At 44.0% G+C, this 11712-nt stretch carries 11 protein-coding genes; 7 read left to right on the forward strand and 4 right to left on the reverse strand.

The genetic code is table 11. The features are described 5' to 3' along the window. Positions 1 to 82 precede the first annotated feature (82 nt). Entirely contained in the window at positions 83 to 1714 is a 1632-nt protein-coding gene (pruA, locus tag E5342_RS07700; protein ID WP_121736519.1) for an L-glutamate gamma-semialdehyde dehydrogenase, read from the reverse strand. 215 nt (positions 1715 to 1929) lie between these two features. On the opposite strand from pruA, the gene E5342_RS07705 reads away from it, so the two are divergent. The 7 genes from E5342_RS07705 (at position 1930) to E5342_RS07735 (ending at position 9074) form a co-directional block, all read left to right on the forward strand. Next, positions 1930 to 2118, forward strand: coding sequence for a ferredoxin (locus tag E5342_RS07705; RefSeq protein WP_135959141.1), 189 nt, complete (start codon positions 1930 to 1932; stop codon positions 2116 to 2118). A gap of 145 nt (positions 2119 to 2263) precedes the next feature. After that, positions 2264 to 2917 (forward strand): DUF1349 domain-containing protein, encoded by a 654-nt coding sequence (locus E5342_RS07710; protein ID WP_121736517.1) that lies wholly within the window; start codon positions 2264 to 2266, stop codon positions 2915 to 2917. A 183-nt stretch (positions 2918 to 3100) separates the two neighbouring features. Further along, a complete protein-coding gene (locus E5342_RS07715) occupies positions 3101 to 3655 on the forward strand; it encodes a helix-turn-helix domain-containing protein (RefSeq protein ID WP_121736516.1) in 555 nt (184 codons plus the stop codon). A gap of 12 nt (positions 3656 to 3667) precedes the next feature. Next, positions 3668 to 5323 carry an AMP-binding protein gene (locus tag E5342_RS07720; RefSeq protein ID WP_135959142.1) on the forward strand — a complete coding sequence of 552 codons (1656 nt, stop codon included), beginning with the start codon at positions 3668 to 3670 and terminating at the stop codon, positions 5321 to 5323. Positions 5324 to 5338: 15 nt separating this feature from the next. Then, the gene (gene proB / locus E5342_RS07725; protein WP_135959143.1) at positions 5339 to 6412 is read left to right on the forward strand and encodes a glutamate 5-kinase; all 1074 of its coding nucleotides are present in this window, start codon (positions 5339 to 5341) and stop codon (positions 6410 to 6412) included. Positions 6413 to 6417: 5 nt separating this feature from the next. Then, a complete protein-coding gene (locus E5342_RS07730; RefSeq protein WP_135959144.1) occupies positions 6418 to 7665 on the forward strand; it encodes a glutamate-5-semialdehyde dehydrogenase in 1248 nt (415 codons plus the stop codon). A 446-nt stretch (positions 7666 to 8111) separates the two neighbouring features. Further along, on the forward strand, positions 8112 to 9074 hold the full coding sequence (locus tag E5342_RS07735) for an N-acetylornithine carbamoyltransferase (protein ID WP_121736514.1): 963 nt from the start codon (positions 8112 to 8114) through the stop codon (positions 9072 to 9074). Between the two features lie 164 nt (positions 9075 to 9238). Here E5342_RS07735 and E5342_RS07740 read toward each other — a convergent pair whose 3' ends face one another. The 3 genes from E5342_RS07740 to E5342_RS07750 all read right to left on the reverse strand — a co-directional run bounded on the left by E5342_RS07740 (position 9239) and on the right by E5342_RS07750 (position 11681). Next, on the reverse strand, positions 9239 to 9553 hold the full coding sequence (locus E5342_RS07740; RefSeq protein WP_005854225.1) for a DUF3467 domain-containing protein: 315 nt from the start codon (positions 9551 to 9553) through the stop codon (positions 9239 to 9241). 363 nt (positions 9554 to 9916) lie between these two features. Continuing rightward, entirely contained in the window at positions 9917 to 10801 is an 885-nt protein-coding gene (locus E5342_RS07745) for an AraC family transcriptional regulator (protein WP_121736513.1), read from the reverse strand. Positions 10802 to 10817: 16 nt separating this feature from the next. Further along, entirely contained in the window at positions 10818 to 11681 is an 864-nt protein-coding gene (locus E5342_RS07750; protein WP_121736512.1) for an endonuclease/exonuclease/phosphatase family protein, read from the reverse strand. Positions 11682 to 11712 lie beyond the last annotated feature (31 nt).

Consider the following 11712-nt stretch of genomic DNA (forward strand, 5'->3'; position numbering starts at 1 on the left):
ATAGATAAAGGTAACGTCATAGCGTAGAGACGGAGCGTGCCCCGTCTCCCCACAATCAGTTGATATTTCTTAATTGTAACAATTATTTCTCTCCTAAGAACGGATATCCGTAGCTCGTCGGAGGAACCAAACACTCCTTGATACAACGAGGATTCGTCCAGCGAATCAAGTTCAACGGGCCACCCGCCTTGTCATTCGTTCCGGACGCACGGGAACCGCCGAATGGTTGCTGGGCGATCACGGCACCGGTCGGTTTATCATTGATATAGAAATTACCGGCCGAATAGCGCAAGGTATTGAATGCCTTATCGATCGCATAACGATCACGAGCGAAAATCGACCCCGTCAATCCGTACGGAGAAGTACGATCGCAAAGTTCCAAAGTCTCCTCATATTTAGCGTCGTCATATACGTAGATCGTAATCACCGGCCCGAAGATCTCCTCCACCATGCTCTTGAACATCGGATCCGTAGTCTGGATAACCGTTGGCTCCACGAAATAACCAACAGATTTGTCTCCGTTACCACCAAAAAGGACCTCCGCATCCGGAGACTGTTTCGCATAATCGATATAACTCATGATGTTATCGAACGAGGCCTCATCGATCACGGCGTTGATAAAGTTCGTGAAATCCCGCACGTCACCCATCTTAATCTCTTTCAGCATATCTCCTACATAATCTTTCACCTCTTTCCAGAGAGAAGCCGGGATATAGGCCCGAGAACCCGCCGAGCACTTCTGCCCTTGATACTCGAACGCACCACGTACAATAGCGGTAGCCACATCCAACGCAGGAGCGGAAGGATGAGCGAAGATAAAGTTCTTGCCACCTGTCTCGCCTACGATCTTGGGATATGATTTATAATGCCCCAAGTTCTCTCCGATCTGACGCCACAAGGTATTGAACGTAGAAGTAGAGCCTGTAAAATGGAATCCCGCCAAATCACGGCTCGCCGTAATCACCTTACCGATCATGCTACCCTGTCCCGGGATGAAATTCACTACGCCATCGGGCAAGCCGGCCTCTTGGAAAACCTTCATCAAGAAATAGTTCGAATGGATCGCCGTAGTAGAGGGTTTCCATACCGCCACGTTGCCCATCATAGCCGGAGCCATATTCAAGTTGGAAGCGATAGACGTAAAGTTGAACGGCGTGAGCGAGAACACGAAACCTTCCAAGGCACGGTATTCCATACGATTCAATATACCCGTCTCGGAATAAGGTTGATCGGCATATACTTGACTAGCATAGAAAGTGCTGAAACGCAAGAAATCGATCAATTCGCAAGGAGCGTCAATCTCCGCTTGGAACGGATTCTTACTCTGTCCCAACATAACCGAAGCATTCAATATATAACGATATTTCGTAGCCAACAACTCGGCAACACGAAGCATAATGGACGCACGTTCCACCCATGGCAGCTCAGACCATTCCTTATGCGCTTTCATGGCGGCATCGATAGCCATTTGCACTTCTTTCTCGCCCGCCTTATGGTAAGTAGCCAATACGTGATGATGGTCATGAGGCATAACGACCTTACCGGTATTACCCGTACGGATCTCTTTTCCACCAATTACCAGAGGAATATCCCATTCCTCGGAACTAATCTGCGCCAACGCTTTCTTTAAGGATGCTTTTTCACTTGATCCGGGAGCATACGCTTTTACCGGCTCATTAATGGGTTTGGGAAATCTAAAAATAGCATTATCCATAATACTTCAGATTTTAAAAATGGTTATTCAATGAACTTTCTGCTGTAAACATAGCAAATTTATTTTAAAACAGTGGCGTATAAACGTTAATATATATCAACCAAAGATAACCTCATTTCACGGTCTATACAATGATCTAAAAGGTCTCTCCCGAAAACAATCTGCAAAAGTTGTTTGTTACATTAACATATTAATCATCTTAAAGGAATAAAATTATGGAAATTAAAAGAGTTTGGATTGAGGAGGATTGTATCGCTTGCGGTACATGCGAAGGTATTTGCCCGGAAGTATTTACTGTTACAGATCGTTCACGTGTAAACGAAGGAGTCAATTTCAATGATTTCGAGGCGGGCATTAAAGAGGCAACTGAAAGCTGTCCGGTCGAGGTTATCAAGTACGAATAGACAAAATATCATTAACCCTTACTTTTCCGTCCTAGATAAAATCCCAGAATCATTGTGCAATCTTTCATAACACGTTACCTTTGCGAAGGTAAGGTTAAAGACATTACCTCTTACGGGAATAGAAAGAATCGAAATGAGAAGTAAAATGAGAAAATTAGTATTACTAAGTTTTGTTATTGTCGCCTCTTTGCAATTCTGCGAGGCACAATCATTGGATAAGATGCAATGGTTCAACGAGCCGGAACAATGGGAGATCAAAGACAAGTCGCTTTCCATGCAGGTCACTCCCCAAAGCGACTATTGGAGGATTTCCCATTACGGGTTCACGGTAGATGACGCTCCTTTTTATTATGCGACTTATGGGGGTGAATTCGAGGTTAAAGTCAAGATAACCGGTGATTACAAGCAACGTTTCGATCAAGCCGGCCTAATGCTTCGTATCAATCATGAAAATTATATAAAAGCTGGCATAGAATTCGTGGATGGTAAATATAACCTAAGTGCGGTCGTTACGCATAAGACCTCCGATTGGAGCGTTATCACCTTAGACAAAGCGATCCCCTATGTATGGATAAAAGCCGTCCGGAGATTGGACGCCGTGGAGATCTTCTACTCATTCGATGACAAGGAATACACCCTTATGCGTAACGCTTGGCTACAAGACAATATCCCCGTACAAGTCGGGGTTATGGCCGCTTGCCCCGACGGAAAAGGATTTAATGTGACATTCGAGCATTTCAAGGTAAAACACCTTCCGGATCAGCGCCGGTTAGAATGGCTAAAGAAAAATGCTGAATAAGTATTAGATGCTTATCTTTCAAACGCAGATGACACGGATCTACTATTCTTATCCGTATTATCAGCGTCATTTGTATTAAAAACAAGCCATACCTGTTAATTAGAAAAGAAAACAAAGGCTTTCACCTTCTTTTTGCTTTTTATTCCTATCTTTGGAGCGACATAATACAATAATTTCAGTAAAATGAACGAACAGATACAACAAATCGCAGAGCGTCTGGCCGGACTACGGGACGCACTGGAGATTACGCCGGAAGAAATGGCAAAAGTCTGCAACCTCACGACTGAGCAATATTTGCTGCTGGAAAGCGGCACGGTGGATATTTCCGTTAGCGTATTGCATCAGATCTCACAGGCTTATGGCGTAGAATTAACCACGTTGATGTTTGGCGACGAGCCTAAAATGAGTACGTACTTTATTACTCGTAACGGAAAAGGTGTTGCCGTAGAGCGTACGAAAGCCTATAAGTACCAATCATTGGCCGCCGGTTTCGTCGGACGTAAAGCGGACCCCTTCTTGGTAACCGTACATCCCAAACCAGAGGATGAGCCAATGTATCTCAATTCCCATCCGGGACAAGAATACAATATGGTATTAAAAGGACGCCTGTTACTGCAGATCAACAATAAAGATCTTATCTTAGAAGAAGGTGATAGTATTTATTTTAACTCAGAGCTTCCTCACGGTATGAAAGCGCTGAATGGGGAAAAGGTCAGTTTCTTGGCCGTCATTTTATAAACGATCAACAGCATGTTAGAAAGATTTATAGATAAAACGACGTTCGAGTCGCAAGAGGATTTTATTAAAAACTTCAAGATCAAGGTTCCGGAGAACTTCAACTTCGGATATGATGTGGTAGACGCTTGGGCAGAGGAAGAACCGGATAAGAAAGCATTATGTTGGACAAATGATCATGGAAAGCATATCGATTTTACGTTTGCCGACTTGAAACGGTATACGGACCAGACAGCTTCTTATTTCCAATCCTTGGGAATCGGACACGGCGATATGGTGATGCTGATACTGAAACGCCGTTATGAGTTCTGGTTCTCTATCATCGCATTGCATAAATTAGGGGCTGTCGTGATACCGGCTACACACTTACTGACCAAGAAAGATATCGTTTATCGTGCGAATGCCGCTGATATCAAGATGATCGTTTGCGCTGGAGAGGAAGTGATAACAAAACATATTATAGAGGCTTTGCCGGACTCACCGACCGTAAAAAATGTCGTATCCGTAGGGCCGGAAATACCGGAAGGTTTCGAGGATTTCCAACAGGGTATCCAAAACGCCGCTCCTTTCGTCCGCCCCTCTCACCCGAATAGTAATGACGATATCTCTTTGATGTATTTCACCTCCGGTACGACCGGAAACCCAAAAATGGTGGCTCATGACTTTACGTATCCACTGGGGCATATCGTGACTGGCAGTTTCTGGCACAACTTGCATAAGGACAGCCTTCACCTGACGATCGCAGATACAGGTTGGGGCAAAGCAGTTTGGGGCAAGCTATATGGGCAATGGATCGCCGGAGCGACCGTATTCGTCTACGACCACGAGAAATTCACGCCTGCGGATATGTTGCAGATGATACAAGATTACCGGATCACCTCGCTTTGCGCTCCTCCTACGATCTTCCGTTTCTTGATCCGAGAGGATATGACTAAATACGATTTATCATCCTTACAATATTGTACGATCGCCGGCGAGGCTTTGAATCCTGCCGTATTCGACACCTTCTATAAACTGACCGGCATTAAGTTGATGGAAGGCTTCGGCCAGACAGAGACTACGTTGACTGTCGCCACTTTCCCGTGGATGGAGCCGAAACCAGGCTCTATGGGTATTCCTAACCCACAGTATAAGGTCGATTTATTGCGTCCGGACGGAAGCCGTGCGGAGGATGGCGAGCAAGGACAGATCGTGATCCACACAACAAATGGTAAGCCTATCGGGTTATTCAAGGAATACTACCGGGACGCGGAACGTACTCGGGAGGCTTGGCACGATGGCCTGTATTACACGGGAGATGTGGCTTGGCGTGACGAGGATGGTTACTTATGGTTCGTTGGCCGTGCGGACGACGTGATCAAGAGTTCCGGCTATCGTATCGGGCCGTTCGAGGTGGAAAGTGCCTTGATGACTCACCCGGCGGTAGTGGAATGTGCTATCACCGGTGTCCCCGACGAGATCCGCGGACAGGTAGTAAAGGCCACGATCGTATTGGCGAAGGATTATAAAGAGAAAGCGGGTGATGCCTTGATCAAGGAATTGCAAAATCACGTGAAACGTGTCACCGCTCCTTACAAATATCCCCGTGTTGTCGAATTCGTGGACGAACTGCCGAAAACAATCAGCGGAAAGATCCGACGGGTAGAGATCCGGGATAAAGATAATAAATAATAAATCATAACTTTCTTGAAAAGGATCGCTGTAAAAATAGGAAGCAATGTCCTGACCCGCAAGGATGGGACGCTAGATATCACTCGCATGTCTGCGTTGGTTGACCAAGTAGCGGACTTGCATCGGCAAGGTATGGAGATCGTCTTGATCTCCTCCGGTGCCGTGGCTTCCGGGCGAAGCGAGATAAAGGCCGGCAAAAAGCTGGATTCCGTATCGGCCCGACAACTGTATTCGGCGGTAGGACAGGCCAAGCTGATCAACCGGTATTACGAGTTATTCCGGGAGCATGGCATGACTTGCGGGCAAGTGCTTACTACAAAAGAGAATTTCGGGAGCCGTACGCATTACTTGAACCAGAAACATTGCATGGAAGTGATGCTGGAAAACAAGGTAATCCCGATCGTAAACGAAAATGATACGATATCCGTAACCGAGCTGATGTTCACGGATAATGATGAGTTATCCGGCTTGATCGCTACGATGATGGGAATGGATGCCTTGGTGATCCTCAGTAATATAGACGGGATTTATAATGGAAATCCATCGGAGCCGGATAGTTCCGTGATCCGGGAAATCGAATGTGGGAAAACGGACTTGTCGGAGTACGTACAGGCTAGCAAATCATCCTTTGGACGGGGAGGTATGTTGACGAAATGTCATATCGCCCAAAAAGTGGCAGACGAAGGTATAGCCGTCATCATCGCCAATGGCAAAAAAGATAATATCCTTCCGATGTTATTGGCGGTGGATAGCGACACAGTCTGCACCCGTTTCATTCCGGCCTCGAAACCCGTCAGCAGCGTAAAGAAATGGATCGCCCACTCCGAGGGTTTCGCCAAAGGGGAAATACATATCAATAAAGGAGCCGAGGAGGCATTGACCGCCCCAAAAGCGACTAGCGTACTATTGGTTGGCGTAACCCGCATCGAAGGCGATTTCGAAAAAGATGATATCGTAAAGATAATGAATAAGGAAGGCGTGCAAATCGGCGTAGGCTGTACCGCTTATGACAGCGAGGAAGCACGTAAGCAAATAGGGCAACGGGATTTAAAACCGCTTATACATTATGATTATCTATATTTGGATTAAAAAGTATGAATGTAAAAGATATGCTGCGACAGGCATCGGATGCGGCTAAACAATTGATAACGCTATCGGATCAAACGATTATCGGGATCTTAAAGGAGACAGCGCAGGTTCTACGGACTCATACGGAGGAGGTACTCGCCGCTAATCGCCAAGATCTAGAACGTATGGACCCAGCGAACCCGAAATACGACCGGCTGAAATTGACAGAGGAACGGTTACAGGGTATAGCCGCCGATATGGAGAATGTATCGACATTACCTTCTCCATTGAACAAGGTCTTGAGTGAGACTACCCGTCCAAATGGAATGGCTATCCGAAAGGTAACCGTACCTTTCGGAGTGATCGGCGTGATCTATGAGGCCCGTCCGAATGTAACTTTCGATGTTTTTTCCTTATGTTTCCGAAGCGGTAATGTTTGCGTGCTAAAGGGTGGATCGGACGCAGACTCCTCCAACAGAGCCTTGGTACGTATCATCCATTCTGTATTGGAGCACCAGAGGATAAATCCGGCGGTATGTACTTTACTTCCTCCGAATCGAGAGGCTACGGCGGAATTACTGGAAGCGGTTGGCTTGGTCGATCTGATCATCCCCCGAGGAAGTAGCTCCTTGATTCACTTCGTTCGGGAACATGCGAAAGTTTCGGTGATCGAGACAGGAGCAGGCATCTGCCATACCTATTTCGACCGTTTCGGAGACAAGGAGAAAGGACGCAAGATCGTAAATAACGCAAAGACACGGAGGGTCAGTGTATGCAATGCCTTGGATTGCTTACTCATTCACAGAGAACGCCTATCCGATCTTCCGCATATCTGTGGAAAGCTTCCTGACAGCAACGTAACCATTTATGCAGACAAACCGGCTTATGCCGCTCTATCGGGACATTATCCGGAGACACTTTTACAGCACGCTAACGAAAACAGTTTCGGTACCGAGTTCCTCGATTATAAAATGAGTATTCGTACCGTATCCTCTTTAGACGAGGCTCTAGCACATATCGCCCATTACAGTTCAAAACATAGCGAAAGCATCATCAGCGAAAATCCGGAAACGATTCGGCACTTCCAGCAATTAGTAGATGCCGCTTGCGTATACGCAAATGTATCTACCGCCTTTACAGATGGGGCCCAATTTGGATTCGGGGCGGAGATCGGCATCAGTACCCAAAAGCTACATGCCCGGGGACCAATGGCGCTTCCTGAATTAACGACCTATAAATACATCATAGAAGGAGATGGACAGACGAGAGGATGAATTGATCGAATCCCATGGGCATATATCGGTGCATTAAATAAATATTACCTCTATACCTACAACGATTTATCTCTATCTCTGCCAAAACAGAAAAAGATATCCAGCTCCAGATCTAAAGCTATAAAGACCAAAGAACCATTCTGATGGTGAAACGTAACGATGCCCGACATATCGTCTTTTCCGACCTCTTACCAAGAACGTTCGTGATAACCACGTTCTTAACGCCGCACTTTGGATCTCAAAAGTACTGTTGCCAGCGATTACCTTAACGCCTTCGGATGCGTCAGCACAATTCCTTCTTCAAAAAGTAATATATACTGACTTGGGCAAAAATATATACTGACCAAGCAAAGTAAGTACATCTGTCTTTTTTTCTTAGGTTACGGAAAGTACAAATCATGATTTATAGCTACATTTGCCTTTAACAAAATATTATTGTAACAGATATGAAACATTTCACTTGCGTACAGGATTTAGGTGACTTGAAACAAGCGCTTAATGAAGCTTTCGAGATCAAGAAAGATCGTTTCCAGTTTAGTGAACTGGGAAAAAACAAGACGTTGTTGATGATATTTTTCAACTCCAGCCTGCGTACCCGCCTAAGTACCCAAAAGGCTGCCATGAATTTAGGTATGAATACGATCGTTTTAGACGTTAACCAAGGTGCATGGAAGTTGGAAACAGAGCGAGGTGTTATCATGGAAGGTGATAAACCGGAGCATTTGCTGGAAGCTGTACCTGTAATGGGCTGTTATTGCGATGTGATCGGTGTCCGTTCTTTCGCACGCTTTGAGAACAAAGAAGATGATTATAACGAGAAGATATTAAGTCAGTTCATCAAGTATTCCGGCCGGCCGGTATTTAGCATGGAAGCGGCGACACGCCATCCATTGCAAAGTTTCGCCGACTTGATCACAATAGAGGAATATAAGAAGACAGCTCGCCCGAAGGTAGTCATGACTTGGGCTCCTCATCCTAAATCACTACCGCAAGCCGTTCCGAACAGTTTTGCCGAATGGATGAACGCAACAGATTATGAGTTTGTTATCACTCATCCGGAAGGTTATGAGCTTGATCCTAGATTCGTAGGCTACGCTAAAGTGGAATACGATCAGAAGAAGGCTTTTGAAGGAGCAGATTTCATTTACGCAAAGAACTGGTCTGCTTATAAAGATCCGAATTATGGACAAGTAATCAGCACAGATCGTAGTTGGACCGTAGACACAGAGAAAATGGCACTTACGAATAACGCTTATTTCATGCATTGCTTGCCGGTTCGCCGCAATATGATCGTTACTGATGACGTGATAGAGAGTCCGCAAAGTATCGTAATCCCCGAGGCGGCAAACCGTGAGATCTCCGCACAAACCGTATTGAAAAAAATATTGATGGGATTATCCGATCTTTAGAGGGTATTTTTTACAATGAGCATTCTTAGGTGTTTATAATGCCCATTATAAGCATCTAAGAATAGGCATCAAGTTTTTTCAATGTCAACGAGCTATCCCAACAAAAAAGAGTACTCCCCTATTCCTATAGGAAATTACTCTTTTTATAGCTGAAAACAAATCTATTAAGCCTCTCCTGTCGGACCTGCGAAGTCCTCAAAATTAGCTGTTTTGTTATTATTATTTCCTGCTTGAAGTTGTTCTCCAAATTTCTTAATATTGTCTTGCAAAGCGAATAACAAACGTTGAGCGTTATCCGGAGTCAAGATTACACGGCTTTTTACTTGTGCCTTAGGAGCTCCCGGAACCACCCGGATGAAATCCAGGATAAATTCAGAGCTTGAATGAGATATAATAGCCAAATTGGCGTAAGTTCCTTGTGCCATTTCTTCAGATAACTCGATCTGAATCTCGTTATTGGCCGGTTTGTTGTTTTCCATACTTTCTTCTTTTAAATTTATGGTGATTAAAAATTGCGAAGACAAATATACATATTTATTCTGGGGTTACAAAGGAGTTGAAGACTATAAATGCAAAAACGGCTACCTTCGCAGGCAGCCGTTTTCTAGTTGTGTTTTTAATTCTCAATTCTTTAGACCAATGTAAAAATACCTTTTGTGTTTGATATAAAGGGTTTTGGCGTTTTAGTTAAGGTCCATTTTGTCTAAGTGCTAATCTCTTTCACTTGAACTTTACAAAAGTAAGGGCTTTAGCAAAGACCACCAAATACTATATGTGCAATAAATAATACTATATCATCAACACTTGACACAAATCAATGTAAACATGCTTTAAATCATGTTTTAAATTATAAACCTCGAACGGGAATATTTCTCCCTGTATTCCGTAGGGGTACTCCCCCTACGCCGTTTGAATATCCGGTTGAAATTCGATAGATTATTAAAACCGCACCTATAACATATTTCAGAAATACTGTCACTTGTATCGGTCAGGCGATATACCGCCTTGGCTACTCGGATCTCATTCAAGTTATCAATAAATGTCTTTCCCGTCCACTTCTTCAAAAAACGCATCAATGAGGCATCACTCATATTTGTTAACTTTGCCACTTCCGACAAGGTGATACGTTTTTGATAATTTTCGTGTAAATATAACATGATACTATCTAAACGATCAGTATCGTTATTATTATAGTTCTTTACCGTGTTCACGGCATTCAACCGACGGGCAGCTTTATCCAATGACAGAACTTTAAGAATCTCGATCAAACGTAGCAGGTTCTGGAAAGAATCCGACTTGTTATCATTCGACAACATTCTTAATTTATCTTGAATACCTAGTATCATTTCCCGACTAAAAACAAGACCGCTGGAGGCATTATCAAACATATCTTTCATAGTCTTGAAATGCCGTCTATTGATCAAGCTATCAAATAAAGATTTATGAAATTGTATCGTTATCTCAAAGATCCCATTACACGGACACTTATGGTTCGAGTAAGCATGCTTCGTCCCTCCCGCAATCAACACCAAGTCCAGATCATCGATTTCCTCAATCGAATCGCCAACTATCCGGATAGCGCCAGTAGCATTCTCCAAATAGTTCAACTCAAACTCCAGGTGTACATGTAATGGAAAATTAAACCCCGACTTCGGGCGCTGCATGACCAAGAAGCAATCTTCTGATGAAAGCGGGGTCGTTTCCTTCAATACGTCTACTTTCCCCATACACAAAAAACTTTTCTTATTCGAGTATCAGCGTACTGATTACCGGGCAATGGTCGGATGGAAACAGATTATTCAACGTTTCAGTCAATACTCCATGACGCAACACCTTGATATTCCCTTTCACGAAGATATAATCGATCCATTCACGCTTGTCATAAGAGATCTTTCCAAAATCATGGAATGTCCATTCCGGACCGTAGATAAACCCTGCGATCGTGCGGGAATGAGTCAAATAACGAGGATCACTCGGATTAGTCAATACTCGTATCGGTTCATCAGAAGGCACTGCATTGAAATCACCCGTCACGATTATAGGCAAATCCTCGGATAAATTCTTTGCTTGCTCCAACACCAAAGAAGCTCCTTCATGACGAGCCACTTTTCCCATATGATCCAAATGCGTATTCAGGAAGAAAAATTTCTTTCCCGTATGCTTATCTTTCAAGATCGCCCAAGTAGCTACACGCTCGCATGCGGCGTCCCAACCTTTCTTACCAACGGCATTTATATCTTCAGCTAACCAGAAATTACCGCTTTTCTCAACAGAGAAGCGATCTTTACGATAGAAAATCGGAGCGTACTCCCCTTTTGTCTTGCCATCCTCGCGACCAACACCTACATAAGCAAATTCCGGTAAACGATCAAGCAAATCATTCAGCTGATTACTCAAGACCTCTTGCGCACCGAACACATCCGCCTCATGGAATTTCACTAAATCAACAGCAAACTCTTTTCTGAATTTCCATTGATTATCCTTATCCCCCGAATTATCGTAACGGATGTTATAAGACATTACATTCATTTTCTCATCGTTATTTTTAGCGAATAAGTAACCTGTAGCAAATAAAGCCCCCATTAAACAAAGTAAAATTCTCTTCATGATATTGATTATTATATGTTTCTTATATATA

It is taken from the genome of Parabacteroides distasonis, assembly GCF_004793765.1.
Classification (GTDB): Bacteria; Bacteroidota; Bacteroidia; order Bacteroidales; family Tannerellaceae; genus Parabacteroides; species Parabacteroides distasonis_A.

Coding starts and splice junctions, on each gene's coding strand:
- pruA (WP_121736519.1), bottom strand. CDS start 1,714: ATGGATAATGCTATTTTTAGATTTCCCAAACCCATTAATGAGCCGGTA.
- E5342_RS07705 (WP_135959141.1), top strand. CDS start 1,930: ATGGAAATTAAAAGAGTTTGGATTGAGGAGGATTGTATCGCTTGCGGT.
- E5342_RS07710 (WP_121736517.1), top strand. CDS start 2,264: ATGAGAAAATTAGTATTACTAAGTTTTGTTATTGTCGCCTCTTTGCAA.
- E5342_RS07715 (WP_121736516.1), top strand. CDS start 3,101: ATGAACGAACAGATACAACAAATCGCAGAGCGTCTGGCCGGACTACGG.
- E5342_RS07720 (WP_135959142.1), top strand. CDS start 3,668: ATGTTAGAAAGATTTATAGATAAAACGACGTTCGAGTCGCAAGAGGAT.
- E5342_RS07730 (WP_135959144.1), top strand. CDS start 6,418: ATGAATGTAAAAGATATGCTGCGACAGGCATCGGATGCGGCTAAACAA.
- E5342_RS07735 (WP_121736514.1), top strand. CDS start 8,112: ATGAAACATTTCACTTGCGTACAGGATTTAGGTGACTTGAAACAAGCG.
- E5342_RS07740 (WP_005854225.1), bottom strand. CDS start 9,553: ATGGAAAACAACAAACCGGCCAATAACGAGATTCAGATCGAGTTATCT.
- E5342_RS07745 (WP_121736513.1), bottom strand. CDS start 10,801: ATGGGGAAAGTAGACGTATTGAAGGAAACGACCCCGCTTTCATCAGAA.
- E5342_RS07750 (WP_121736512.1), bottom strand. CDS start 11,681: ATGAAGAGAATTTTACTTTGTTTAATGGGGGCTTTATTTGCTACAGGT.